The sequence below is a fragment of the Streptomyces sp. W1SF4 genome, assembly GCF_003950035.1.
Taxonomy (GTDB): domain Bacteria; phylum Actinomycetota; class Actinomycetes; order Streptomycetales; family Streptomycetaceae; genus Streptomyces; species Streptomyces racemochromogenes.
In genome coordinates this window covers 2,933,819-2,960,077 of record NZ_CP034350.1, presented here as the reverse complement: position 1 = coordinate 2,960,077, position 26,259 = coordinate 2,933,819, and the positions used below count along the sequence as shown (strand labels likewise).

The following is a 26,259-nucleotide window of genomic DNA, read 5'->3' as shown; positions in this document are numbered from 1 at the left end:
ACGCGACCACGTCCTCGCTTACGATGGCCGTTGCGGTGGGGCCCACCTGCCGTGCCCGGCTACGTAAAGTGCCCAGGCCCGACCGGCAAGGAGACCAGCCTCAGTGTCCGTCTTCAACAAGCTCATGCGTGCAGGCGAAGGCAAGATCCTGCGCAAACTGCACCGCATCGCGGACCAGGTCAACTCCATCGAAGAGGACTTCGTCAACCTCTCCGACGCCGAGTTGCGCGCGCTCACGGATGAGTACAAGCAGCGCTACCAGGACGGCGAGAGCCTGGACGACCTGCTGCCGGAGGCCTTCGCCACCGTCCGCGAGGCCGCCAAGCGCGTCCTGGGCCAGCGGCACTACGACGTGCAGATCATGGGCGGCGCGGCGCTGCACCTCGGCTACGTCGCCGAGATGAAGACCGGTGAGGGCAAGACCCTCGTCGGCACGCTCCCCGCGTACCTGAACGCGCTGTCCGGCAAGGGCGTCCACCTGATCACGGTGAACGACTACCTCGCCGAGCGCGACTCCGAGATGATGGGCCGCGTCCACAAGTTCCTGGGCCTGAGCGTCGGCTGCATCCTGGCCAACATGTCGCCGGCCCAGCGCCGCGAGCAGTACCTGTGCGACATCACGTACGGCACGAACAACGAGTTCGGCTTCGACTACCTGCGCGACAACATGGCGTGGTCGCAGGACGAGCTGGTGCAGCGCGGCCACAACTTCGCCGTGGTCGACGAGGTCGACTCGATCCTCGTCGACGAGGCCCGCACCCCGCTGATCATCTCCGGCCCGGCCGACCAGGCCACCAAGTGGTACGCCGACTTCGCCAAGCTCGTCACCCGCCTGACCAAGGGCGAGGCCGGCAACCCGCTCAAGGGCATCGAGGAGACCGGCGACTACGAGGTCGACGAGAAGAAGCGCACCGTCGCCATCCACGAGGCCGGCGTCGCCAAGGTCGAGGACTGGCTCGGCATCGACAACCTCTACGAGTCGGTCAACACCCCGCTCGTCGGCTACCTCAACAACGCGATCAAGGCCAAGGAGCTCTTCAAGGCCGACAAGGACTACGTCGTCATCGACGGCGAAGTCATGATCGTCGACGAGCACACCGGCCGCATCCTCGCCGGCCGCCGCTACAACGAGGGCATGCACCAGGCGATCGAGGCGAAGGAAGGGGTGGACATCAAGGACGAGAACCAGACCCTCGCCACGATCACCCTGCAGAACTTCTTCCGCCTCTACTCGAAGCTCTCCGGCATGACCGGTACGGCCATGACCGAGGCCGCCGAGTTCCACCAGATCTACAAGCTCGGCGTCGTCCCCATCCCCACCAACCGGGGCATGCAGCGCAAGGACCAGCCCGACCTCATCTACCGGACCGAGGTCGCCAAGTTCGCCGCCGTCGTCGACGACATCGCCGAGAAGCACGAGAAGGGCCAGCCGATCCTCGTCGGCACCACCTCGGTCGAGAAGTCCGAGTACCTCTCGCAGCAGCTCTCCAAGCGCGGCATCCCGCACGAGGTCCTCAACGCCAAGCAGCACGAGCGCGAGGCCACGATCGTCGCCCAGGCCGGCCGCCGCGGCGCCGTCACCGTCGCCACCAACATGGCCGGCCGCGGTACCGACATCAAGCTCGGCGGCAACCCGGACGACCTCGCCGAGGCGGAGCTGCGCCAGCGCGGCCTCGACCCGGAGGAGCACATCGAGGAGTGGGCGCACGCCCTGCCCGAGGCCCTCGCCCGCGCCGAGGCGGCCGTCAAGGCCGAGTTCGAAGAGGTCAAGGAGCTCGGCGGCCTGTACGTCCTGGGCACCGAGCGCCACGAGTCGCGCCGCATCGACAACCAGCTCCGCGGCCGCTCCGGCCGCCAGGGCGACCCGGGCGAGTCCCGCTTCTACCTGTCGCTGGGCGACGACCTGATGCGCCTCTTCAAGGCCCAGATGGTCGAGCGGGTCATGTCCATGGCCAACGTGCCGGACGACGTCCCGATCGAGAACAAGATGGTGACCCGCGCCATCGCGTCCGCGCAGTCGCAGGTCGAGACCCAGAACTTCGAGACCCGCAAGAACGTCCTGAAGTACGACGAGGTCCTCAACAGCCAGCGCGAGGTCATCTACGGCGAGCGCCGCCGCGTCCTGGAGGGCGAGGACCTGCACGAGCAGGTGCGCTTCTTCATGGACGACACCATCGACGCCTACATCGCCGCCGAGACCGTCGAGGGCTTCGCCGAGGAGTGGGACCTCGACCGGCTGTGGGGCGCCTTCCGACAGCTCTACCCGATCAAGGTCACCGTCGAGGAGCTGGAGGAGGCGGCCGGCGACCGCGCGGGCATCACCGCCGAGTTCATCGCCGAGTCCGTCAAGGACGACATCCACGAGCAGTACGGAGCGCGCGAGAAGGCCCTCGGGTCGGAGGTCATGCGCGAGCTGGAGCGCCGCGTGGTCCTCTCGGTGCTCGACCGCAAGTGGCGCGAGCACCTCTACGAGATGGACTACCTCCAGGAGGGCATCGGCCTGCGCGCGATGGCCCAGAAGGACCCGCTGGTCGAGTACCAGCGCGAGGGCTTCGACATGTTCAACGCCATGATGGAGGGCATCAAGGAGGAGTCCGTCGGCTACCTGTTCAACCTGGAGGTCCAGGTCGAGCAGCAGGTCGAGGAGCTCCCGGTGCAGGACGCGGCCCCTTCCCTGGTCAAGGAGCCGGTCCCGTCGGCCCGCCCCGAGATCCGCGCCAAGGGCCTGGACGCCCCGCAGCGCCCGGACCGCCTGCACTTCTCCGCCCCGACGGTCGACGGTGAGGGCGGCGTGGTCGAGGGCGACTTCGACTCCGACGCCGCCGGCGGCGACGGCCTGACCCGCGCGGAACGCCGCCGCGCCCAGAAGGCCTCGGGCGGCCGCCGCCGCAAGAAGTAACGCGCACCGGGCCCCGAGGCCCGCAGCCCACCCGGCCGGGGCCGGACACCACGCGGTGTCCGGCCCCGGCGGGGTTGGGGGGCGGGGGGTCCCGGCTGGGCGGTCTCATCGATGGTTGGGGGCTTCCCGTCAGTCCCATCGTCCTTCCGGTTCGGGCCGGTCCCTCAAGGGCGCTCCTTCGTCGCGTCGCTACGCGATCGCCTTCGGCGACCCTTGACCGACCGGCCCGAACCGGAAAGCCGAAAGACTGCCGGGAAACCCCCAAAGAATCGGGACGGACGATCCTTGGAGGAGCGGGTCCCTCAGCGCTGAGACGAGGAGCCGGGCGCCGCCCCGTCCGACGTCCGCCCCCCACGTCCGTGATCCCGGGCCAGGGGCGCGACCACCCGCACGAGAGGCCGACCAGGACAGCCCAGGGAGCCGACAGGCGCGACAGATCGCTACGCGCTCCCCGTTTCTCAGCGTCCGACGACCGCCTGTGGCTGATACCCGCGCCAGAGGACGACCAGGTCAGCCCAGGCAGTGGACGGGCGCGAGAGATCGCTACGCGCTCCTCCCGGCTTGGCGTCCGGCGGCCGTCTGGGGCTGGGATGGGCCGCGAGAGGGGCGGACGAAGCCCTTTGGAGGTCGAATCCGCCCTCTCTCAGGGCCTTTGGCGGCTTGCCGGAGTCTGCGGATGTCTTTTTCACCCGCAGACTCCGACAGAGAGCCATCCGACCCCACAACAGGCCCCCATACGGGGTCAAAAGGGGCGCGTGAGTCTTCTGTATGGCCGACGACCGGCTCAAGACGGCGGCCGGCCGCCGAGATCAGAGAAGCGCGTAGCGAACTGACGCGCCTGGGTGCCCCATGAGCCGCTCTGATCGGCTTCTCGTGCGGGTATCAGCCATAGGCGGTCGTCGGACGCTGAGACGGGAGGAGCGCGTAGCGATCTGTCGCGTCTGGGGGCTTCCCAGGTCGCCCGGATCGACCTTTGGTGCGGGTTGCCGCGCCCCTGGTCCGGATCGCGGGTGTGGGGGCCGGATGTCGGGCGGGCCGGCGCCCGGCCCCTCGCCTCATCCCTGAGAGACCCGTCCGTCCTTCTCCGAACCGTCCCGTTTCTTTGGGGGTTTCCCGGCAGTCTTTCGGCTTTCCGGTTCGGGGCGGTCGGTCAAGGGTCGCCGAAGGCGATCACGAAGTGACGCGACGAAGGAGCGCCCTTGAGGGACCGGCCCGAACCGGAAGGACGATGGGACTGACGGGAAGCCCCCACGCCTCTCTGAGACCGTCCGAGGGGATACCGCTCCTCCCACCCCCGCCCCGCCCCCGGCTCCGCGTGGGGCCGAGAGGGTGATCGGGGGGTACTCCATCGGGTTCCTCCCGCGGGGGCTTTGGGCGTCCACCTGAGGGGTGTTGTGGGGGTGCTCGGGGGCCTGGGGGGCGGGGGGTTGCCACACGGATAGGTGAACCTCGGCGGGGTCGGGGCCGGGGGGTCGGCGCCGGTTGCGGAGGGTGTTCGGCGGCCGTAGAAAACCCGCATCAAGTTACCGCCTGGTACCGCCGGGCTCGGTCTGATCGGGGGAAACGCCATGGACACCATCACGCGCGGCACGGTCGGCGGCGAGGGCAGTCGCAGCAGGCCCGGCGGGGCGGGGCGGACGCGGCCCGCCGGCCGGCGGGACCAGCGCCGTCCGGCGGGGGTGCCCCGGCAGGTGCGCAGGCTGGCCCCCCACGACTGGTTCGCGGAGCGCCTGCTGGCGGTGCTGAGCGGCCAGCGCCCCGTCCACTCGTTGCTCGGCCTCACGGTGGGCGAGGCGTACGAGCAGCTGGTCACCCTCGCCCCCGACGGCCCGCTGCGTGACCGGCTACGGCCGGTGCTGCGGCACTGCGGGCGCTTCCACCCCGGGCCCGGGGTCATCGAGGCCTTCGCCCGGATCTCGACCGGGGACCGGGTCTCGGCGATGGCGTTCCGGCTGGAACAGGGCCCCGACCGACGCTGGCGGTGCGCGGCCGTCGAGGTCCAGGGCCCACGGCAGTAGCGGCGGCTGCGGACGCGTTCCGCCGGCGGGCTGCCGGTGCCGAGGGACGGCTGGGCCGGCGCTGTAGCCCCGGGCCCCGCAGCCCGTAGGGGCCGGCGCGGCCCGGCGTCCCTGTGGGCAGGTGGGCGACACCGGGGGACGGCGGGGCGGGCGCTGTAGTCCAGGGCCACTGCCGTAGGGGCCAACGCGGCCCGGCGTCCCGTGGGCGGTTGCCGCGGCGCCGGGCGCCGGCCGGGCGCGCGCTGTAGCCCCGGGCCCCGCCCCCGCAGGGGCCGGCGCCGCGGGCCTCCCCGTGGGCAGGCTGCCGACCCCCGGGGGGACGGGCGCGCCGGCCCCCGTAAGTGCACCGCCCGCGGCGGTTGCCGGCCGTGGCGGGTGGCGGTGCGGAGGGGTGAGGGCGTCGGGTCCGGGGGCGGGACCGGGTCGTATCCTGAGGGCGTTTCCGACTACCGAAAGCAGCCGGCCATGCGCGTGTACGTCCCCCTGACCCTCCCCGGGCTCGCCGAGGCGCACAAGGCGGGGGAGCTGGGGCCCGCCCCGCTCCTCGCGTACGCCGTCACGCCCGGGCTGCGCGAGTGGTACGTGTCGGACGACGTCGAGGAGCTGGAGTACGCCGCCCTCAGCCGCGCCGCCCTTGCCTCGCTGCGCCTGCTGGCCGCCGACGCGGCCGCCCCCCGCCGGCGGGTCGTGGTGGCGGTCGACGTCGACGACAAGGCCGCCACCGCCGTGCCCGGGCTGGACGAGGCCGCCCTCGGGCAGGTCACCCTGGGCGCCGCCGTGCGGCTGAAGGCGGCCGCCGCCGTGCACGCCGACGCCGACGACGCCGAAGGTGACGTCGCGGCCGCCGCCGGGGCCCTCGCGGCCGCCGACGCGGGGGACGACGACGCGCAGTTCACCGTGGACGGCGCCGAGGACCACGAGCTGCTGTGGTTCGGGGTGCAGGAGATCCCGGGGCTGCTGGGATGAGCAGGGAAACGAACGCCGCGACGAACGCCGCGACGAACGCCGCGACGAACGCCGCGACGAACGCCGCGACGAGCACCCCGACGAACGCCGGGTCGAACGCCGCTGGAGCCCACATCGTGTGGGACTGGAACGGCACCCTGCTGCACGACATCGACGCCGTCATAGCCGCGACCAACGCCTCCTTCGCCGAGTTCGGCTTCGCCCCGCTCACGCTGGAGCGGTACCGCGAGCTGTACGTCGTGCCGGTGCCGAAGTTCTACGAGCGGCTGATGGGCCGGCTGCCCACGGAGGCCGAGTGGGCCGTGATGGACGAGGCCTTCCACCGCCACTACTGGGCCGCCGCCGAGGACGCGGGGCTCACCGAGGGGGCGCGGGAGCTGCTGCGGGGGTGGCAGGCGGACGGGCTCACCCAGTCCCTGCTGTCCCTCGCGCCCCACGAGAAGCTCGTGCCCCTGGTCCGGGAGCACGGCATCGACGTGCACTTCCTGCGCGTCGACGGCCGCGTCGGGCCCTCGCACACGTCCAAGGCGGGGCACCTCGTACGCCATATGGCCGCACTGGAGGCGGCCGGGGTGACCGCTCGCCGTACGGTCCTGGTGGGTGACGCCGTGGACGACGCGACGGCCGCGCGGCACGTGGGCGCGTACGCCGTTCTGTACACGGGCGGGTCGCACAGCCGCGCCAGCCTGGAGTCCGCCGGGGTCCCGGTCGTGGACAGCCTGGCCGAGGCCGTCGCCATGGCCCGTGAGCTGGCCGGATAGGCCGGTAACGGACCGTTCCGGCCACGCCTCTGGCCAGAGTGTCCAGGTTTTGCCCCCGGTTTTGTACAGATGCAGTGAATGACGACCGGGGGGTGGGGCGAGATAGCCTTGTACCCGTGATCAGCGCGATAGTCCTCGGGGGCACTGACGCCCCCGACCCGCGCCCGGCGCGCCTCCGCGGCCGGGCCTTCGCTGATCCCCGCCGCCGGGACCTGTCGATCACGGTCGAAGCCTTCCCCGGCGGCCCTCCCGACGCCGCGGCGTCGAAAACCGATCCGGACGGACATCCCGCCTCATCGCGGCGCTTTGTCATTCCTTCCTTCACCACCTACGTCACGCAATGGCGCGCGACAGGAGCCAGAGGACATGCAGACCAAGCTGGACGAAGCAAAGGCCGAGCTGCTCGCGCGGGCGGCACGGGTAGCTGAGAACAGCCCGGCCGGGGGGCTACTTCCGACTGGGTCCGAGCACGGCGAGCGCCCCGACCCGGGCACGACGCTCTCCTACCTCCAGCGCTACTACCTGCACACCGCCCCCGAGGACCTCGCCGACCGGGACCCGGTCGACGTGTTCGGCGCGGCGCTCTCCCACTACCGGCTCGCCGAGACCCGTCCGCAGGGCACCGCGAGCGTCCGGGTCCACACCCCCACGGTCGAGGAGAACGGCTGGACCTCCAGCCACTCGGTCGTCGAGGTCGTCACGGACGACATGCCGTTCCTCGTGGACTCCGTGACGAACGAGCTGTCCCGCCAGGGCCGCGGCATCCACGTCGTGATCCACCCGCAGGTCGTCGTGCGTCGTGACGTCACCGGCAAGCTCATCGAGATCCTCGGCCCCGACTGCGACGCCCACGGTCCCAAGACCGCGCGCCCCCACGACTCCCTCGTCGAGTCCTGGATCCACGTCGAGATCGACCGCGAGACCGACAAGGCCGACCTCAAGCAGATCACCGGAGACCTGCTGCGCGTCCTGTCCGACGTCCGCGAGGCCGTCGAGGACTGGGAGAAGATGCGCGACGCCGCGCTGCGCATCGCCGAAGAGCTGCCGAACGAGCCCACCGCCCCGGACCTGCGCGAGTACGAGCTCGAAGAGGCCCGTGAGCTGCTGCGCTGGCTGTCGGACGACCACTTCACCTTCCTCGGCTACCGCGAGTACAACCTCGTCGACGGCGACGCCCTCTCCGCCGTGCCCGGCACCGGTCTGGGCATCCTGCGCTCCGACCCGGTCCACCGCGGCCAGGAGGACGCGCACCCCGTCTCGCCGTCCTTCAACCGGCTGCCCGCCGACGCCCGAGCCAAGGCCCGCGAGCACCGCCTGCTGGTGCTGACCAAGGCCAACAGCCGCGCCACCGTGCACCGTCCCTCGTACCTCGACTACGTGGGCGTGAAGAAGTTCGACGCCGACGGCAACGTCGTGGGCGAGCGCCGCTTCCTCGGCCTGTTCTCCTCCGCCGCGTACACCGAGTCGGTGCGCCGCGTCCCGGTGATCCGCCGCAAGGTGGCCGAGGTCCTCGAGGGCGCCGGCTTCTCGCCGTCCAGCCACGACGGCCGCGACCTGCTCCAGATCCTGGAGACCTACCCGCGCGACGAGCTGTTCCAGACCCCGGTCGACAAGCTCCGCGAGATCGCCACGTCCGTGCTGTACCTCCAGGAGCGCCGTCGGCTGCGGCTGTACCTGCGCCAGGACGAGTACGGCCGCTACTACTCGGCGCTCGTCTACCTGCCGCGCGACCGGTTCACCACCGGTGTCCGGCTGCGGCTGATGGACATCCTGAGGGAGGAGCTCGGCGGCACCAGCGTCGACTTCACCGCCTGGAACACCGAGTCGATCCTCTCCCGCATCCACTTCGTCGTCCGCGTCCCGCAGGGCACCGAGCTGCCCCTGCTGACCGACGCCGACGTCGAGCGCGTCGAGACCCGCCTGGTCGAGGCGGCCCGCTCCTGGGCCGACGGCTTCGGCGAGGCGCTGACGGCCGAGCTGGGCGAGGAGCGCGCCGCCGAGCTGAGCCGCAAGTACGGCACCTCCTTCCCCGAGGGCTACAAGGCCGACCACTCGCCGCGCGCGGCCGTGGCCGACCTGTGCCACCTGGAGAAGCTGTCCGCCAGCGACCGCCCCTTCGCGCTGTCGCTGTACGAGCCCGTCGGCGCGGGCCCCGGCGAGCGCCGCTTCAAGATCTACCGCGAGGGCGAGCAGGTCTCCCTCTCCGCGGTCCTGCCGGTCCTGCAGCGCCTGGGCGTCGAGGTCACCGACGAGCGGCCGTACGAGCTGCGCCGCAGCGACCGGGTCAGCGCCTGGATCTACGACTTCGGTCTGCGGATGCCGACGTCCCCGGGCAACGGGGACGCGTACCTCGGCGACGACGCGCGCGAGCGGTTCCAGGAGGCCTTCGCGGCCGTGTGGACCGGCGAGGCCGAGAACGACAACTTCAACACCCTCGTCCTGGGCGCCGGCCTCACCTGGCGCCAGGCCGTCGTGCTGCGCGCGTACGCCAAGTACATGCGCCAGGCCGGCTCCACCTTCAGCCAGGACTACATGGAGGACACCCTCCGCAACAACGTCCACACCACGCGGCTGCTGGTCTCGCTCTTCGAGGCGCGGATGTCGCCGGGCCGTCAGGCCGCCGGCACCGAGCTGATCGACGCGATGATGGAGGAGCTGGACGGGGCCCTGGACCAGGTCGCCTCGCTCGACGAGGACCGCATCCTGCGCTCCTTCCTGACGCTGATCAAGGCGACGCTGCGGACGAACTTCTTCCAGCTGGACGAGGCGGGCGAGCAGCACTCGTACGTGTCGATGAAGTTCGACCCGCAGGCCATCCCGGACCTGCCGGCCCCGCGCCCCGCGTTCGAGATCTGGGTGTACTCCCCGCGCGTCGAGGGCGTCCACCTGCGCTTCGGCAAGGTCGCCCGAGGCGGTCTGCGCTGGTCCGACCGGCGCGAGGACTTCCGTACGGAGGTGCTCGGCCTGGTCAAGGCGCAGATGGTCAAGAACACGGTGATCGTGCCGGTCGGCGCCAAGGGCGGCTTCGTCGCGAAGAACCTGCCGGACCCGTCGGTGGACCGCGACGCGTGGCTCGCCGAGGGCATCGCCTCGTACAAGATCTTCATCTCGGCGCTGCTCGACATCACCGACAACATGGTCGGCGGGGAGGTCGTGCCGCCGAAGGGCGTGGTCCGCCACGACGAGGACGACACCTACCTCGTCGTCGCCGCCGACAAGGGCACCGCGACCTTCTCCGACATCGCCAACGGCGTCGCGGAGTCGTACGGCTTCTGGCTGGGCGACGCCTTCGCGTCGGGCGGCTCGGCCGGCTACGACCACAAGGGCATGGGCATCACCGCCCGCGGCGCCTGGGAGTCCGTCAAGCGGCACTTCCGCGAGCTGGGCCACGACACCCAGACCCAGGACTTCACGGTCGTCGGCGTCGGCGACATGTCCGGCGACGTCTTCGGCAACGGCATGCTGCTCTCCGAGCACATCCGCCTGGTCGCCGCCTTCGACCACCGGCACATCTTCATCGACCCGACCCCGGACGCGGCGACCTCGTACGCCGAGCGCCGGCGCCTGTTCGAGCTGCCGCGTTCCTCGTGGGCGGACTACGACACCGCGCTGCTGTCGGCGGGCGGCGGGGTCCACCCGCGCAGCGCCAAGTCCATCCCGGTGAACGCGCAGATGCGGGCCGCCCTCGGCATCGAGGCGGGCGTCACCAAGATGACCCCGGCCGAGCTGATGCAGGCCATCCTGCAGGCTCCGGTGGACCTGCTGTGGAACGGCGGCATCGGCACGTACGTCAAGGCGACCGCCGAGACGCACGCCGACGTCGGCGACAAGGCCAACGACGCGATCCGCGTCAACGGCTCCGACGTACGCGCCAAGGTGGTCGGCGAGGGCGGCAACCTGGGTCTGACCCAGCTGGGCCGCATCGAGTTCGCCCGCACCGGCGCCGGCGGCGAGGGCGGCAAGGTCAACACCGACGCCATCGACAACAGCGCGGGCGTGGACACCTCCGACCACGAGGTGAACATCAAGATCCTGCTGAACGCGGTGGTCGCGGACGGCGACATGACCGTCAAGCAGCGCAACAAGCTGCTCGCCGAGATGACCGACGAGGTCGGCTCGCTGGTGCTGCGCAACAACTACGCGCAGAACACGGCCCTGGCCAACGCCTCCGCGCAGGCCCCGAGCCTGCTCCACGCCCAGCAGCGCTTCATGCGCCGCCTGGGCCGGGACGGGCTGCTGGACCGCCAGCTGGAGTTCCTGCCCAACGACCGGCAGATCCGCGAGCTGCTCAACACCGGCAAGGGCCTGACCCAGCCGGAGCTGGCGGTCCTCTTCGCCTACACGAAGATCACGGTGGCGGACGAGCTCATCCACACCGAGCTGCCGGACGACCCGTACCTGCGCCGCCTGCTGCACGCGTACTTCCCGGGCGCCCTGCGGGCGAAGTTCCCGGAGCAGATCGACGGGCACGCGCTGCGCCGGGAGATCATCACCACCCTGCTGGTCAACGACACCGTCAACACCGGTGGTTCGACCTTCCTGCACCGTCTGCGTGAGGAGACCGGCGCCTCCACGGAGGAGATCGTCCGGGCGCAGCTCGCGGCCCGTGAGATCTTCGGCCTGGCCGAGGTGTGGGACGCGGTCGAGGCGCTGGACAACAAGGTCCCGGCCGACGTCCAGACCCGGGTGCGGCTGCACTCGCGGCGCCTGGTGGAGCGGGCCACGCGCTGGCTGCTGAACAACCGGCCGCAGCCGCTCCAGATCACCGAGACGATCGAGCTGTTCGGGGCCCGGGTGTCGGAGGTCTGGTCGGAGCTGCCGAAGCTGGTGCGCGGTGCGGACCTGGAGTGGTACCAGTCGATCCTGGACGAGCTGACCGGCGAGGGCGTGCCGGAGGAGCTCGCGGCGAAGGTGGCCGGCTTCTCGTCGGCGTTCCCGACGCTGGACGTCGTCGCCATCGCGGACCGGACGGGCGTGGACCCGCTGTCCGTCGCCGAGGTGTACTACGACCTGGCCGACCGTCTGGACATCACGCAGCTGATGGACCGCATCATCGAGCTGCCGCGGTCCGACCGCTGGCAGTCGATGGCCCGCGCGTCGATCCGTGAGGACCTGTTCGCGGCGCACGCCGCGCTGACGGCCGACGTGCTGTCGGTGGGCAACGGCTCTTCCACTCCCGAGGAGCGCTTCAAGGCGTGGGAGGAGAAGAACGCGGCGATCATCGGGCGGGCGCGGACGACCCTGGACGAGATCCGGGGCTCGGACGACTTCGACCTGGCGAACCTGTCGGTGGCGATGCGGACGATGCGGTCGCTGTTGCGGTCCCACGCGTAGTCGCTGGCGCTGGCGCTGGCGGTAGCGGAACGGGCCGGGCCCGGGACCCCCATCTGGGGTTCCGGGCCCGGCCCGTTGACGTCTTCGGGTGCGGCGCCGTTGCCGGGGGGTCTGCCCCCGGACCCCCGCGCCTCAAACGCCGGCGGGGCTGGAACTGGCGGCCTCGTACGCGTCGCAGACCTGTTGTGAGGGGCCGTCCATGCGGAGGACGCCCGACTCCAGCCAGATCGCGCGGTCGCAGGTCTCGCGGACCGTGCCGATGGAGTGGCTGACGAGGAAGACGGTGCCGGCCTGGGCGCGGAGTTCCTCGATGCGGGCCTGGCTGCGGCGCTGGAAGGCGGCGTCGCCGGTGGCGAGGGCCTCGTCGATCATCAGGACGTCGTGGTCCTTGGCGGCCGCGATCGAGAACCGCAGCCGGGCGCCCATCCCGGAGGAGTACGTGCGCATGGGCAGGGAGATGAAGTCGCCCTTCTCGTTGATGCCGGAGAAGTCGACGATGTCCTGGTAGCGCTCGCGGATCTGCTGTTTGGTCATGCCCATCGCGAGCCCGCCGAGGACGACGTTCCGCTCGCCGGTGAGGTCGTTCATCAGGGCCGCGTTCACTCCGAGGAGGGACGGCTGGCCGTGCGAGTAGACCGCGCCGCGGGCCACCGGCTGGAGGCCGGCGATGGCCTTGAGGAGGGTGGACTTGCCAGAGCCGTTGGAGCCGATCAGGCCGATCGCCTCGCCCTTGTACGCGGTGAAGCTGACGCCCTTGACGGCGTGGACCTCGCGGACGCCGGGGGCGGGCCGACGGGAGAAGATCCGGCTGAGGGCGGCGGTGGCGCTGCCCTTGCGGCCTGCGCCGTGGACCTTGTAGACGACGTGGACCTCGTCCGCGATGACGGTCGGGACACGGGTGTCGGTGTCAGCCACGGCCGTACTCCTCCTCTGCCTTCCAGAAGTAGACGAAGCCGCCGACGCCGGCGAGCAGCGCCCAGCCGATGGCGATCGGCCACACGTGGTGCGGGAGCGAGCCCGCCTTGAAGCTGTCGATCAGCGCGAAGCGCATCAGGTCGATGTAGACGGCCGCCGGGTTGGTCTTGAGCATCAGCGAGACCCAGTGCGGCAGGTGGTCCGTCTTGAGCATGGTGTCGATGGACCACATCACGCCGGACGAGTACATCCAGGTGCGCAGGACGAACGGCATCAACTGGCTGACGTCCGGGTTCTTGCTGCCGATGCGGGCCATGACCATCGCGCAGCCGGCGCAGAAGACGGCCATCAGGAAGAGCGCCGGGACCGCGATCAGCCAGGAGGCGGAGGGGGTCTGGCCGAAGGCCAGGAGGAGGACGACCAGGGCCGCCATGGTGACGAGCAGCTGCTGGAAGAGCTGGACCACGGAGGCGATGGGCAGGCTGGCGCGGGGGAAGTGCAGGGCGCGGACCAGGCCGAGGTTGCTGTGGACGGCGCGGGTGCCGGCGTTGACGGAGCTGCCGATGAAGTCCCAGACGAAGACGCCGGTGATCAGGAACGGCACGTAGTCGGGGACGCCGTGGCTGGCGCGCATGACGATGCCGAAGACGAAGTAGTAGACGGCCGCGTTGAGCAGCGGGGTCATCAGGTGCCAGACCTGGCCGAGCTTGGCCGTGCTGTACGTGGCGTGCATCCGGGCGGTCGCGTACGCCGTCACGAAGTGGCGGCGGTTCCAGAGCTGCGCGACGTAGCGGGGGAGGGAGGGGCGGGCGCCGCTGACGGTCAGGCCGTAGGCTGCCGCCAGCTCCGCGGGGGAGGGCGGCGCGGGCGCCGCTGGGGTCACGGTGGTCACGGGGTCGCTTTCGACGGAGGTCTGGGGCGTCGCCTGACGATGGGACGGGTCCGTATCGTCGCTACGGTGACAGTAGGGCGTGGGTCGTCGGAACGCAACCGTATCGTCGTGACGGGCAGGTGACGGCGTCGCCGCTATGCTCTGTGCATGACCAAGGACTCCGCCGCCGCACCCGCCGCCGCCCGCCGCGCTCCCGCCGGCGCCGCCGTCCTGCGCGAGGACGTCACCGAGGCGATCCGGGCGGCCGTGGTGGAGGAACTCGCGGCGGTGGGCTTCGCCCGGATGTCGATCGAGGGCATCGCGCGGCGCGCCGGGGTCGGCAAGACCGCCGTGTACCGGCGCTGGAAGTCGAAGCTGCACCTGGTGCTCGACCTGATCGGCGCCGTCGCCGCGGACGGCATTCCCGTGCCGGCGACCGGGTCCCTCTACGGGGACGTACGCGCCCTGCTGGAGGTCATGTCACACGTACTGCGCCACCCCGTGGCCTCGGCGGTGATCCCCGACCTGCTGGTCGAGGCCGCCAGGAACCCGGAGATCGCGGACGCGGTGCGGGGGGCGCTGGTGGAGGGGCAGCGGCGGCTCGCCGAGGGCATCGTCTCCGAGGCCGTCGCCCGGGGGGAGCTCCCGCCCGGCGCGGACCCCGACCACGCCCTGGACCTGGTGATCGGCCCGCTGTACTGGCGCCAGGTCGTGGTGCGGGACGCCGTGCCGGCCGCGTACCTGGACGGCCTGGCCCGCTCGGTGGTGGCGGGCCTGCGGGTCGGCTAGCCGCCGGGTGCCGTGGCCCTGGCCGGGCGGGGTGGCGGGCCTGACCGGGGCCGCCGCGCGAGGCGAGGTCCCCTCCCCGCCCTTCGCCCGTTCCCCGGGCTGCGCCCGGACCCCTCCCGGGGCTCCGCCCCGGACCCCGCGCCTCAAACGCCGGCGGGGCTGGACGGCGGGGCTGGATGGCGGGGCTACGGCCAGAGGCCGGTGGCGAGGGGCGTCAGGTCCGGAGCCGAGGCCGGGGGAGCGGGGCGGCGGTCCTCCAGGGGGGTGATCGCCGGGAGCGGGGTGGACTGGCCGAGGAAGACGCGGCGGACCACGCGCTCGGCCGCGTGGCCGTCGTCGTACGAGCAGAAGCGCGAGCGGAACGCGGTGCGCAGCTGGGCCGAGCGGGAGCCCTGCCAGTGGCCGGTGGCGAAGATGTCCACCAGCTCGTCCTCCGTGCGGGCGATCGCCCCCGGCGGACAGGCGCGCAGGTCGAAGTAGGTGCCGCGGGCGGCCTCGTACGCCTCCCAGTCGTCCGCGTGGATCACGATCGGCCGGTCTAGGGACGCGTAGTCGAACATCAGGGACGAGTAGTCCGTGACCAGCGCGTCCGAGGCGAGGCACAGCTCCTCCACCGACGGGTGGGCGGAGACGTCCAGCAGCCTCGGGTGCGGGTCCCGGGCGGACTCCGTGCCCGCGTACGTCAGGTGCGTGCGGGCGAGGATCGTGAAGCGCGGGCCCAGGTCCCGCAGGACCCGCTCGAAGTCCAGGTGCTCGGGCCGGCTGCGCCGGTAGTCGCGGTGGGTCGGGGCGTACAGGATCGCGGTGGTGCCCGGGGCGATGCCCAGCCGCTCGCGCAGGGCCAGGACCTCCTCCTGCCCGGCCCGGTGGAAGGGGTCGTTGCGGGGGTAGCCGTACTCCAGGGTGGTGTAGGAGGCCGGGACGGCCCGCTCCCACACCAGGGTGGAGTGACGGTTGGAGGACAGCAGGTAGTCCCACTGGTCGGCGCCGCGCAGCAGCCCCTCGAAGTCCGTGGTCGGGGTGGCCGCCGGACGGTCCTGGAGGTCGAGGCCGACCCGCTTGAGCGGGGTGCCGTGCTGCGTCTGGAGCAGGATCTGGCCGGGCCGCTTGACCAGGGCGCGGTCGAAGTTCACGTTCGTCGTCAGGTACCCGGCCCGGGCCAGGGCGCTCCAGTACGCGGCCGAGCCCGGCCGCAGCGGGGTGGTCTCGGGCGGCAGGGTGGCCGCGTGCCGGGGGTCGCAGATCCACGCCGTGCGCATGCGCGGGGCCAGCTCCCGCAGCTTCGCCTCGATCGCCGCCGGGTTGCAGGCGTAGCCGCCGTGCCAGTACGCGGTGAACACCGCCAGCTCGGGCCGCAGCGGCAGCAGCCGCTGCACGCGGTAGTGCAGGCGCAGGGCGCTCTCGCGCAGCCCCCGCCCCAGCGCGGACCCGGCGCGGCCCGCGGCCAGGGAGGCGGCGCGGACGGCCGAGGCCAGCCCGTAGGCGCGCCGGGCGCCGAGGCGCATCAGGGTGTGGCGGAGCCGGTCGGCGCGGGACAGCGACAGCGGCAGGGACCCGGGGCCGCCCGGGACGCGGTGGCGGCGCAGCAGGGCCGAGGCCCGTGCGAAGAACTCGGCGCGGGCGGCGCGCGGGAGGCGGCGCGGGTCCGCGTACACGGCGCAGAAGTGCTCGGCCATCCGCCGGTGCACGGCCGGGCGCCAGCGGTCCAGCTCGGGACGGGCGGCGAGGTGGCCGAAGACCCGGTCGTACTGGTCGAAGACGTCGAGGTGGCGCCGGCTGAGGGTGGTGGTGACCGAGCCGGTGCGGCGCCGGCGGTAGTGGACGCAGACCCGGTCGAGGACGGCCACGGACTCGGCGGCCAGCAGCGCCGGGTAGGTCCAGGGGGTGTCCGCGTAGAAGCCGGGCGGGAACTCCAGGCCCTCGCGCTCCACGTACTCGCGCCGGTACGCCTTGTTCCCCGCCGCCATCGGCATGCCGAGCAGGCCCGGGCGGTCGGCGAGCCGGAAGCTGGCCGGGCCCTCCTCGGACAGCCGGTGCGCGGACCGGTCGCGGACGGTCTCGCCGGTCCAGGAGGTGCGGGCGTGGTCGTAGACCAGGACGTCGGGGGAGCCGGTGGCCTTGAGCCGGTCGGTGACCGCCTGGAGGGCGCCGGGGGTGAGGACGTCGTCGCCGTCGAGGAAGAGCAGGTAGTCGCCGCAGGCCCGGGCCAGACCCGCGTTGCGGGCCGGGCCCGGGCCCAGGTTGTGCGCCAGGTGCACCGCGGTGACCCGGGGGTCGCGGGCCGCGTACTCGTCGATGATCGAACCGCAGGCGTCCGGGGAGGCGTCGTCGACCGCGATCAGTTCCAGATCCGGGTACGACTGGGACAGGACCGAGTCCAGGCTCTCCTGGAGGTACGCCTGAACCTTGTACGCGGGCACGATGACGCTGAACCGGGGCACGGCACATCCATGGGTCGGCGCGGGCATATTGCCCAGGAACCGCGCGCGCGGCGATCGGGTTACGCAGCGTGCGGCATTCGGGTTACGCAGCGTCAACACCCCATGTCGGACCCGGTCGCCGCGGTGGCGGTGGGTTACTTCACGGCGCCGGCCATCACCCCCGTCGCGAACTGTCTCTGGAAGGCGAAGAACACCAGCAGCGGCACCACCATCGACAGGAACGCGCCGGGCGCCAGCACGTCGATGTTGTTCCCGAACTGCCGCACCTGCTGCTGGAGCGCCACCGTCACCGGCGGGTGCGCCGAGTCGGCGAAGACCAGCGCCACCAGCATGTCGTTCCACACCCACAGGAACTGGAAGATGCCCAGCGAGGCGATGGCCGGCCCGCCCAGCGGCAGCACCACCCGTGCGAACAGCCGCAGTTCGCCCGCCCCGTCGAGCCGGGCCGCCTCCAGCAGCTCGCGGGGGATCTCCGCGAAGAAGTTGCGCAGCAGGAACACCGCGAACGGCAGCCCGAACGCCGTGTGGAACAGCACCACCCCCGCCGTCGTCTCGAACAGGCCGATGGAACCGAAGAGTTCCGACACCGGGATCAGCGCCACCTGCACCGGGACCACCAACAGCCCCACCACGACCAGGAACAGCCAGTCCCGGCCCGGGAACTCCAGCCAGGCGAAGGCGTAACCCGCGAACGCGCCGAGGACGAGGACGAGGAGCGTCGCCGGGACGGCGATCAGCACCGTGTTGAGCAGCGAGCCGGTGATGGTGTCGTTCTCCAGCAGGTGCGCGTAGTTGGACGCCGTCAGCCGCGCGGGCTCGGTCAGCGCCCGCCACCAGCCGCCGCGGTTCAGGTCGTCGGGGGACAGGAGGGAGGACACCAGCAGACCCAGCGTGGGCAGCAGCCAGAACAGTCCGGCCAGGACCAGGAAGGCGCGCAGCAGCACGCTCCCCGCCAGCCGCCGCAGGACGCGCGGCGCGGTTCTCGCCGGGGTGCTCATCGGGAGGCCTCCTTCCGCATCCGCCGGATGTTCAGCAGCATCACCGGCACCACGAGCACCAGCAGCAGCACCGCGATGGCGCTGCCCAGCCCCGGATCGGCGTCCGTCCCGAAGGACGTCCGGTACAGCTGGAGCGCGAGCACGTTCGCGTCGTCCTGCACCGCGCCCGGAGCGATCACGAACACCAGGTCGAAGACCTTCATCACGTTGATGACCAGCGTCACCAGGACCACCACCAGCACCGGCGCCAGCAGCGGCACCGTGATCCGGCGGAACACCTGCCACTCACCGGCCCCGTCCACCCGCGCCGCCTCCAGCAGTTCGCGCGGCACCGCCGCCAGCCCCGCCCCGATCAGCACCATCGCGAACCCGGCCCACATCCACACGTACGCCCCGATCACCGCCGGGGTCACCAGCACCGGGCCGAGCCACTCCACCCCCGCGTACGCCGCCCGGAAGTTCGACTCCGGCAGCCGCAGCCGCGCCCCGTCGGCCGCCGCGGGCAGCGTGAACGTGCCGTCGGGGCCGGCCGTCGCCGAAGCCACCACCCGCCCGTCCTTGACCGCCTCCACCCGCATCCCGGACAGGCCCGACTCCGCCGGGTCGACCACGTTCGGCAGGCCGCCGCCGCCCCGGGTGAAGTCCTGCCAGACGGTGCCGGTCACCTTCCCCGGCACCACCGCGGCGCGCCCCGCCGCACGCGTTCCCCCGGGCAGCGCCTCCGGCGCCACCCCGACCAGCGGAAGCAGCACCGGCTCGCCCGCCCGCACCGTGCCCCGCGTCACCAGCGCACCGCCGCCGGCGGGCTCCAGCGGGGAGTCCCGGCCCGGACGGGCTCCCGGGAAGGCGGAGGACTCCGCGAAGGTGTCGTGCACCCCGACCCACACCGCGTTGGCCACGCCCCGCTGGGGGTCGTGGTCGTACACGAGCCGGAAGATGATGCCCGCCGCCAGCATCGAGATCGCCATCGGCATGAACACCACCAGTTTGAACGCGGTCCCCCAGCGCACCCGCTCCGTCAGCACCGCGAAGACCAGCCCCAGCGCGGTCGCCGCCGCCGGAGCGAACACCACCCACACGGCGGTGTTCCGCAGCGCCGTACGGATCACCGGATCGCTCAGGATCCGCCGGTAGTTGCCCGCCCCGACGAAGGCGTCGCCGGAGCGGTCGAAGAGACTGCGGTAGAGGGAGTAGCCGATGGGCTGCACCACGAGCGCGCCCAGCAGCACCAGGGCGGGCAGCAGGAACGCCGCCGCCACCAGCCGCCGCCGGGACACGTCCCGGCGGCGCTGCGCCCGGGGCCGGGCCCCGGGCTTGGCCGTCGCCGCCACGGCGTCAGTTCCCGAACGCCTTGGCCGCTTCCGCCTCCAGCCTCTCCTGCGTCCCCGCCACGTCCGACGGGTTCGCCAGGAAGTCCTGGAGCGCCTTCCACTCACCGGTGCCCGGCGTCCCGCCGAAGGCCGCCGGAGCCTGGTCGGACATGTCGAAGCGGAAGTCGTCGCCCGCCGCGATCAGCGCCTTCGCGATGCCCCGCTGGATGTCGTTCGGGTACGCGGCCAGGTCCACCGCCTTGTTGGGCGACACGAACCCGCCCTCCCGGGCCTGGACCGCCGCCGCGTCCGCCGACGCCAGGAACGTCAGCAGCGCCTGCGCGCCCTTGCCCGGCTTCAGCGCCACCGCCACGTCCCCGCCCGAGACCACCGGCGGCTTCGCGCCGACCGCCGGGAACGGGAACACCAGGGCGTCCTCGCCCACCTTCGCCTTGGTCTGCGCGATGTTCACGGCCACGAAGTCACCCTCGAAGACCATCGCCGCCGCCGGCCGGTCCCCGCCCGTGAAGGTCTGCGTCACCGACTTCGGGAACTCCGTCGCCAGCGCCCCGGCCGTCCCGCCCGCCAGGAAGTCCTTGCGGGCGAACAGCTGCCCCAGGGTGGTCAGCGCCTGCTTCACGCTGTCGTCCGTCCACTTGATCTCGTGCCGGGCCAGCCGGTCGTACAGCTCCGGACCCGCCTGCGACAGGTAGACGTTCTCGAACCAGTCCGTGAGGGTCCAGCCGTCCGCGCCCGCCACCGACACCGGCGCCGTGCCCGACGCGGAGAGCGTGTCGGCGACCGACAGGAAGTCCTTCCAGGTCGCCGGGGGCTTCACGCCCGCCGCCTCGAAGGCCTTCGCGTTGTACCAGACCAGCGACTTGTTGGCGGCCTTGTAGTAGACGCCGTACTGGGTGCCGTCCACCGCGCCCAGCTTGCGCCAGCCCGGCGCGTAGTTCTTCTCCAGCTGCGCCCGCGCCTCCGGGCCCGCCGGCTGCGCCCACTTGTTCCGCACCGCCGCCGTCAGCGCCCCGACCTGGGGGAGCAGCGCCACGTCCGGCGGCTGACCACCCGCGATCTTGGTGCCGAGGAAGGTGACGATGGGGTCCTGCGCCGGGACGAAGGTGACGCTCGCGCCCGTGCGCTTCTCGAACTCCTTCAGCACCTTCGTGAAGTTCGCCTGCTCGGGCCCCGTCCAGACCGCGGCGACCTCCAGCTTCTCGCCGGGCAGTTTCGGTAATTCGACGGTGTGGGCGCTCTGCTGCCCGGACGGAGTGGACCCGCCCGTGCCGCCGCCGTCGCCGTCCCCGCCGCCGCAGGCGGTGAGCGCGAGCGCGCCCGCCGCGGCGAGCGCCGCCCAGACTCTTGCCGCCGTGCGTTTCGTGTGGCCGGTTCCGTGCTGTGTGCGCATGGTTTCGCCCCCGATGCCGTCGTGCCCGTGGTGTGCCGCGTGCCACAAGGTCTACGCCGACCCGCGCACCCCCGCAATACCGCGCGCCGCGGAGCCGGGGCGGCTCAGGGGGCCTGGGGGAACGGCACCGGTATCGCCGAGACCAGGTGGGAGGCCCGGTCGAGGGCGCTGGCCAGCAGTGCGAGGTCGGTCGGCCCGTTGCCCAGCTCGCGCACCGGGCGGCGGGCCGGCGGGTCGCCCATCCGCTCCCACTCCACCGGAACGACGGTCGGCCTCAGGGTCGCCGTGCGCGGGATCCGGCCGGTGACCCGGCCCGCCTGGAACGGCACCGCACGCCCGTCGGCGTACAGCAGCCGCCCCCGGCCCGGCCCCGGCTGGTCGGGCGCGTCCAGCTCGACCCGCAGCGTCGCCAGCCGGGCCGCCTCGGTGTCGGCGGTCCGCTCCGGGCGGGCGCTGGCCACCACCAGGTGCACGCCCAGCCGGGTGCCCTCCCGGGCCACCCCCTCCAGGATCCGCACCAGCGAACCGGCGGCGGGCCGGCCGGGGCTGCCCAGCGCCGGGGCCACCAGCGCGTCGAAGTCGTCGACCAGCACCACCAGCCGGGGCAGCGGGGTCGGCCCGGCGGCCGGCTCGGTGCGGGTGGCGGCGGCGCGCAGCCGCAGGGTGCCCGTGCGCGGGGAGTCGATGTCCCCGTTCAGCTCGCCGGGCGCCGGCCGGCGGGGCGAGACCATCCGGTCGGAGAGCTCGCGGCGGGCGTGCCACTCGGTGAAGGGGACGCCGTCCAGCAGCTCGTGGCGGCGCTTGAGCTCGGCCCCGAGGGCCTGCGCGAACTCGCGCATGCGCAGCGGGTCGCAGGCCACGAGGTGGGCCGACACGTGCGGGAGTTCCGTGCACGGCAGGAGACCGTCGCCGCGCTCGCCGCCGGCGCCGTCGAGGAGGAGCAGGCCGAGGCGGTCGGGGCGGGCCGCCGCGGCCAGGGACGCGGCGATGGAGCGCAGCAGCTCCGTGCGGCCGCTCCCCGCGGGACCCTGCACGAGCAGGTGCGGGCCGTCGTGGACCAGCTCGGCGCCGACCGGCCCGCGCCGCCCGGAGCCGAGGACGACCTCCGCGAGGCCGCCGACGCCCTGCCCCTGCTCGGTGGCCTCCGCCCAGCGGGCCATCAGGGAGGCCGGGGTGGCGCGGGCCAGCCCCAGCTCGTCCAGCAGCCGGGACGCCGCCGGGAGGTTGGCCGCGGCCGGGCGGGGGGCGCCGGGGCCGGGCTGGACGCCGTCGGCGCGCAGCGGGGCCAGGGCCCGGGCGAACCGCTCCGCCCAGGCCGCCGAGACGCCGTCGGCGACCGCCGTGGGGCCGGCGGCGACCGGGCGGCCGCCGCTGACCGCGAAGCCGCGTACGGCCGTGGCCACGTCGCCGCTGAGCAGGGCGATCCGGCCGCAGTCCCGGAACGCGGGGGTGGCGGCGCAGGCCGACTCGTACGTCGTGGCGACGGGGGAGGCCGCGGTGGCGGCCGGGGTCTGCGCGAGGACCAGGAGGTGGATGCCGGCCGCGGCCCCGTGCGAGGCGAGGCGGCCGGTGAGGTCGCGCAGGGCCGCGCTGTCCGGGTCGCCGTCCAGGACCACGAGCGTGCGCGGGCCCTCGTACCCGGCGGCGGCCTGCCGCAGCGCCGCCGGGTCCGCGGCCGCCCAGCCGGTGCCGAGCGGGCCGTCCTCCAGCCGCCGGGTCAGTTCGGCGGTGCGGGCGGCCGCCTGGTCGCGGTCGTAGGCGAGCAGCAGCCGGCAGTCCTGGCCGTGCGCGGGCCGGACGTGGGGCAGCCAGCCGAGCCAGCCCCAGTCGCGGCGCCGTTCCGCCAGGGGCCGGGCGCGGTCGGCGGCCAGCAGGACGATCTCCAGCCGGGCCGGCGAGTGCAGTGCGGCGAGCTGGGCGATCACCGAGCGGGCCACTCCCGTCAGCCGTGCCCGGGGTCCGGCGACGCCGAGCGAGCCGCATTCGGGGAACGTGACGCGGCTGCCCGCGCCGAGCCCCACCTCCATGAACCGGGGGTGCCCGGCCCCGCGCGACCACAGCCGTCCGGTGGGCCCGAGCGCCGCCAGCAGCAGGGCCGCGGGGTCGTCCTCGTCGGGGGCGGCCTGCGCGGGCGTCCCCGGATCGGCCGGCCGGCCCGGGTCGTCCTCGTCGCCGCGCACCCACTTGCGGGCCCACGCGCCGATCCCGCCCCGGCGGCGCGGCGGCCTGGCCCCGCCGTCCGCGGGGCCGGCGGGGTACGCCTCGGCCGCAGCCGCGCCCAGCGGCGCCGACCCGGCAACGCCGGGGCCCGGGGTGGGGTCGGGGGCGGAGCCGGCGTTGCGCGAAGGGGCGGGGAAGGGCCGCTTCGGTCCGGCGGCGGCCGGGGCCTGCGGCCCCGTACCGGGCTCGGGGGCACCCGCACCCGGGCCGGGCCGCGTTCCGCCGGTGCCGGGGCCCGTGCCCGTGCCGCCGTCGGCCCCCGGGGCCGCGCCCGGCGCGCCGGAGTGGCCGGGGCGGGCGGCGTCGCCGGGGCCGGTGTCCCCGGCCGCGCGGGTTCCCGTACCTCCGCCGGAGGCGTCCGGCAGGCCGAGGTGGCCCTCCAGGTCCGGGACGACCGCCAGCGGCCGTTCGCCGCCCGCGGGGGCGAGCCGGAGCGTGGACTCGCCGATCCGCAGCAGCGCGCCCGGCGCCAGCGGGACCGAGGCGGCGCCGACGTCGGCGCCGTCCAGGGTGGTGCCGTTCGTCGAGCCGAGGTCGGCGACCGTGACCCGGCCGTCGGCCAGCACGGTCACCGCGCAGTGCAGCCGCGACACGTCCGGGTCGTCGAGCGGCACGTCGGCGTCCGCCGAGCGCCCGATCCGCACGGACCCGGGGTGCAGCAGGTGGACCCCGCCCGCGTCGGGACCGGACACCACGTGCAGCTGCGGGGTGCCCGGACCGTCGGCGGCCGGGACGGCGGCGGTGTCGGGTCCGGGGACGTGCAGGTGCAGCACCGCCCCGTCCACCAGGGGCGGTTCGCCGAGTACGGCGCGCTGCGGGTCGAGGCGGCGCGAACCGGCGTACAGCACGGTGGTGCCCCCGGTGTCGGGGCCGCCCGCGGCCGCCGCGAGTCCGGAGGCGACCGCGGCCAGCGCGGTCCCGGCGGGCGCGGTGACGAGCACGTCACAGCCGGCGGGTGCGGTGGCGGCCTGGTGGCCGCTGCGCGACCCGAGGACGGTCAGCCGGATCTGCATCGCCGTCAGCGGTCCCTTCTGCGCGGAGCGCAGTGCGCGGTGCGTGCGTGCGCCCGGCAGGGGGACGGCGGTGGCTGCCCGCCCGATCGACCCCCCGCCCGGCACGGACGCGTCGTCCGTTCAGGTATGCCGGAAGGCAGGGCTCCCGTCCCGGCCGTTCCGTACGGGTGCATCCTCGCACCTGTCGCCCGCAACACGCCCGGCACCCGTCAATAAATGATCTTGGATTCCGGTGGCGGGGTTCACCCACCGGGGCGAATGCGGCCACCCCGTCGGGGGAAAACCGGGGAAATGGGCCCCCGGCATAACCCACAAAACTCACCCTTCGCACATATGTGCGGCAACCAACCTCCGTCGCCCCGCGTCTTCCACCGGGACACCCCCTAGAGTTGGGCCGGAAACCCACTCGGCGGAATCAGCCGGAAAGACGACAGCAGGGAGCGCGAGACGTGCGGCCAGTCGGCAGCAAGTACCTGCTCGAGGAGCCGCTCGGACGCGGCGCCACGGGCACCGTCTGGCGCGCCCGCCAGCGGGAGACCGCCGGTGCGGAAGCCGCCGTCGCCGGCCAGCCGGGCGAGACCGTGGCCATCAAGGTCCTCAAGGAGGAGCTGGCCCAGGACGCGGACATCGTCATGCGCTTCCTGCGCGAGCGCTCCGTCCTGCTGCGCCTGACCCACCCCAACATCGTGCGCACCCGCGACCTCGTCGTCGAGGGTGACCTGCTCGCCCTGGTCATGGACCTCGTCGACGGCCCGGACCTGCACAAGTACATCCGGCAGAACGGCCCCTTCAGCCCGGTCGCCGCCGCCCTGCTGACCGCCCAGATCGCGGACGCCCTCGCCGCCAGCCACGCCGACGGCGTGGTCCACCGCGACCTGAAGCCCGCCAACGTGCTGCTCGACGAGAGCCACGGCCAGATGAAGCCGATGCTCACCGACTTCGGCATCGCGCGCCTGGCCGACTCCCCGGGCCTGACCCGCACCCACGAGTTCGTCGGCACCCCCGCCTACGTGGCCCCCGAGTCCGCCGAGGGCCGCCCGCAGACCTCCGCCGTCGACATCTACGGCGCCGGCATCCTCCTCTACGAGCTGGTCACCGGCCGCCCGCCGTTCGCCGGCGGCACCGCGCTCGAAGTCCTCCACCGCCACCTCAGCGAGGAGCCGCAGCGGCCCCCCAGCGTGCCCGAGGCGCTGTGGATCGTCATCGAGCACTGCCTGCGCAAGGAGCCCGACGAGCGCCCCAGCGCCGAGAGTCTGGCCCGCGGTCTGCGCGTGGTCGCGGCCGGCATCCGCGTCCACTCCTCGCCCGACGAGGTCGAGGCCGCCCTCGGTGTCGCCGCCCTGCTCGCCCCCGACCCCTCGCCCGCCCCGGTCCCCGGCGCGCCGGCGGCCCCCGGCTCCGCCGCCGCGCAGGCCGGGGCGTACGACCCGGACGCGTACGACCCGAACGCCATGACGAGCGTGCTCCCGCCGGTCGGCGGCGCCGACGCCACCACCGTGCTGCCGGCCACCACCGCGCCCGGCGCCCCCGGCGGCGCGCCCGACCCGACGTCCGTCATGCCCCCGGTGCAGCAGCCCGACGCGCCGCATCCGTGGCAGTCGCAGATGCGGGCCGCGCGCGACCGCAACGAGCAGACGCAGATGCACTACCTCGACCCGAGCGAGGACCCCCTGCGCCGCCGCCCCCAGCGCCCGGCTCCGCAGATGCCGCCGCCCCCGCAGCAGCCGCCCCGGCAGCAGCACCGCCAGGCACCGCCGCCGCAGCAGTACCAGCCGCAGCAGCAGTACCAGCAGCAGCCTCCGCCGCAGCAGTACGCCCAGCAGCCGCCGCAGCACTACCAGCCCCAGCAGTACCAGCCGCCGCAGCCGCCCCAGTACCGCCAGCCCCAGCCGCCACCCCAGCAGCAGCCGCCGCAGCCGCCTCCCGCGCCGCAGCAGCGCCGGCCGCAGGCGCCCCCGCGCGAGCCCCGTCCGCCGCGCGAGCCGCGCCGCCGCAGCGCCAACCCCGTGCGGATCCCGGGCCTCGGCTGCCTCAAGGGCTGCCTGGTGCTGATCCTGCTGCTCTTCGTCGGCGGCTGGCTGGTCTGGGAGCTCACCCCGCTCCAGGAGTGGATCGGCACCGGCAAGGGCTGGTGGGACCAGGTCTGGAGCTGGGGCACCGACGTCGTCGACTTCGTCGGCTCCATCGGGGACGGCGCCGGCGGCGGCAGCGGCTCCTGAACGCCCTCCGGCCCTCCGGAGGACCCTCGCCGGGGTCCTCCGGAGCCTCCCGTAGCGCCGACCTTGTGGATTTGTCGACATCCAGGACGTGATT

General features: G+C 73.4%; 14 protein-coding genes. 7 read left to right on the top strand and 7 right to left on the bottom strand.

The genetic code is table 11. The annotated features are described in order from the left end of the window. Window positions 1–103: 103 nt before the first annotated feature. The 5 genes from secA (at window position 104) to D1J60_RS13690 (ending at window position 11,978) form a co-directional block, all read left to right on the top strand. The gene (gene secA / locus D1J60_RS13720) at window positions 104–2,899 is read left to right on the top strand and encodes a preprotein translocase subunit SecA (RefSeq protein WP_125594554.1); all 2,796 of its coding nucleotides are present in this window, start codon (window positions 104–106) and stop codon (window positions 2,897–2,899) included. 1,568 nt (window positions 2,900–4,467) lie between these two features. Continuing rightward, window positions 4,468–4,917, top strand: coding sequence for an Rv3235 family protein (locus D1J60_RS13710; RefSeq protein WP_241253256.1), 450 nt, complete (start codon window positions 4,468–4,470; stop codon window positions 4,915–4,917). 465 nt (window positions 4,918–5,382) lie between these two features. After that, window positions 5,383–5,883, top strand: a complete 501-nt coding sequence (locus tag D1J60_RS13705; RefSeq protein WP_125821292.1) for a hypothetical protein — start codon at window positions 5,383–5,385, stop codon at window positions 5,881–5,883. Then, on the top strand, window positions 5,880–6,644 hold the full coding sequence (locus D1J60_RS13695) for an HAD family hydrolase (RefSeq protein WP_241253255.1): 765 nt from the start codon (window positions 5,880–5,882) through the stop codon (window positions 6,642–6,644). Before D1J60_RS13705 ends, D1J60_RS13695 begins: the two co-directional genes overlap by 4 nt. A 366-nt stretch (window positions 6,645–7,010) precedes the next feature. Next, window positions 7,011–11,978, top strand: coding sequence for an NAD-glutamate dehydrogenase (locus tag D1J60_RS13690; protein WP_125821291.1), 4,968 nt, complete (start codon window positions 7,011–7,013; stop codon window positions 11,976–11,978). A 132-nt stretch (window positions 11,979–12,110) separates the two neighbouring features. On the opposite strand, the gene D1J60_RS13685 is transcribed toward D1J60_RS13690, so the two are convergent. Both D1J60_RS13685 and D1J60_RS13680 read right to left on the bottom strand, forming a co-directional pair. Further along, on the bottom strand, window positions 12,111–12,893 hold the full coding sequence (locus D1J60_RS13685; protein ID WP_125821290.1) for an ABC transporter ATP-binding protein: 783 nt from the start codon (window positions 12,891–12,893) through the stop codon (window positions 12,111–12,113). Continuing rightward, a complete protein-coding gene (locus D1J60_RS13680; RefSeq protein WP_125821289.1) occupies window positions 12,886–13,785 on the bottom strand; it encodes an ABC transporter permease in 900 nt (299 codons plus the stop codon). The genes D1J60_RS13685 and D1J60_RS13680 overlap by 8 nt, the downstream gene beginning before the upstream one ends. Before the next feature lie 147 nt (window positions 13,786–13,932). Here D1J60_RS13680 and D1J60_RS13675 point away from each other — a divergent pair, with 147 nt between their 5' ends. Further along, entirely contained in the window at window positions 13,933–14,553 is a 621-nt protein-coding gene (locus tag D1J60_RS13675) for a TetR/AcrR family transcriptional regulator (protein WP_125821288.1), read from the top strand. Window positions 14,554–14,738: 185 nt separating this feature from the next. On the opposite strand, the gene D1J60_RS13670 is transcribed toward D1J60_RS13675, so the two are convergent. From D1J60_RS13670 to D1J60_RS13650, 5 genes are all read right to left on the bottom strand, one after another. Beyond that, on the bottom strand, window positions 14,739–17,021 hold the full coding sequence (locus tag D1J60_RS13670; protein WP_125821287.1) for a bifunctional glycosyltransferase family 2 protein/CDP-glycerol:glycerophosphate glycerophosphotransferase: 2,283 nt from the start codon (window positions 17,019–17,021) through the stop codon (window positions 14,739–14,741). A 107-nt stretch (window positions 17,022–17,128) separates the two neighbouring features. After that, on the bottom strand, window positions 17,129–17,992 hold the full coding sequence (locus D1J60_RS13665) for a carbohydrate ABC transporter permease (RefSeq protein WP_125821286.1): 864 nt from the start codon (window positions 17,990–17,992) through the stop codon (window positions 17,129–17,131). Beyond that, window positions 17,989–19,269 carry a sugar ABC transporter permease gene (locus D1J60_RS13660; RefSeq protein ID WP_164721056.1) on the bottom strand — a complete coding sequence of 427 codons (1,281 nt, stop codon included), beginning with the start codon at window positions 19,267–19,269 and terminating at the stop codon, window positions 17,989–17,991. Before D1J60_RS13660 ends, D1J60_RS13665 begins: the two co-directional genes overlap by 4 nt. Before the next feature lie 58 nt (window positions 19,270–19,327). Beyond that, complete coding sequence (locus D1J60_RS13655; protein ID WP_125821285.1) at window positions 19,328–20,713, bottom strand: ABC transporter substrate-binding protein; 1,386 nt, start codon at window positions 20,711–20,713, stop codon at window positions 19,328–19,330. A gap of 104 nt (window positions 20,714–20,817) precedes the next feature. Continuing rightward, window positions 20,818–23,946, bottom strand: coding sequence for an FtsK/SpoIIIE domain-containing protein (locus D1J60_RS13650; protein WP_125824011.1), 3,129 nt, complete (start codon window positions 23,944–23,946; stop codon window positions 20,818–20,820). Window positions 23,947–24,395: 449 nt separating this feature from the next. Here D1J60_RS13650 and D1J60_RS13645 point away from each other — a divergent pair, with 449 nt between their 5' ends. Continuing rightward, a complete protein-coding gene (locus tag D1J60_RS13645) occupies window positions 24,396–26,165 on the top strand; it encodes a serine/threonine-protein kinase (RefSeq protein ID WP_125821284.1) in 1,770 nt (589 codons plus the stop codon). Window positions 26,166–26,259 lie beyond the last annotated feature (94 nt).